This window comes from Oleiphilus sp. HI0128, assembly GCF_001635365.1.
On the sequence record NZ_LWGG01000120.1, the window covers coordinates 1 to 800 of the forward strand.

The 800-nt window shown below is 46.1% G+C and carries 1 protein-coding gene and 1 pseudogene; both read right to left on the reverse strand.

Going from position 1 to position 800, the window contains the following annotated elements; all coding sequences use genetic code 11:
• Positions 1-564 (reverse strand): DUF1365 domain-containing protein (locus A3763_RS01580; protein WP_156494816.1); only part of this gene is annotated, 564 nt, incomplete at its 3' end.
• Positions 564-800 (reverse strand): annotated as a pseudogene (locus A3763_RS27895) (FAD-dependent oxidoreductase); the annotation flags it as partial. The gene A3763_RS01580 and the pseudogene A3763_RS27895, both read right to left, overlap by 1 nt.

An 800-nucleotide genomic window follows, 5' to 3' on the forward strand; every position in this document is an offset into this window, starting at 1 on the left:
GGTCCAGTGATAGGTCATATCCATAGGGTTGAACGGCGAAACATGAAAAACTTTGGGAAACTCATAGTGGTGATATTTTTGTGCTTTCAGGGCATACGAGCCATACTCTCCCGATTGACCTACGGGTAGCACATAAGCATGCCGTTCACCCCATGGGGTGTTGGTGATTTCAGCCAAAATAGAAACCAGCTTGTTAGCTTTGTCAAAACAGTAGTAGAAGGTGACAGGGTTAAAGACTGCATTGAAATAGCGGGCGTGGCACAGCATTCTGACGTGTTCAATTTCCGGCGCAGATAAACCTTGTTCGGTGAGATTGTTCGTCACTTTGTTAATGACGGCTTGTTTTAAATCGCCCGATTCGGGTGAGTAATAATCATCGCGACGAAACGAGACAATATTGAACTTTTCGAGTGAACAGTACCACTTCGATTTACACAGCGATTCTAACTCGTCTAAGTCAAGATAGAGCATAAACAAGGGGTAGCGAAACTGGTGTTTCTTGGGCAAGAAACGACGATGCCGTATCGATCCTCTATATATTGAGCTGTGCTTTATTTTGCTCACTAGAGTGTTTCTCCGAAAGCCTCTGCGACGCGAAGTCCGCTATTGACCCCATCTTCATGAAAGCCGTTGAACCAATAGGCACCACAATAGTGTGTGCGTCCATGACCAGACTCAGGGTTACCACTTATTTCATGATGACGCGCCTGTGCTTTGACGCCGTCTTGGCTAAAGACCGGGTGGCTGTAGTTGAACGTGCGAATGATCTTGCTGGGGTCTATTTCATTGGTCCTGTTTAG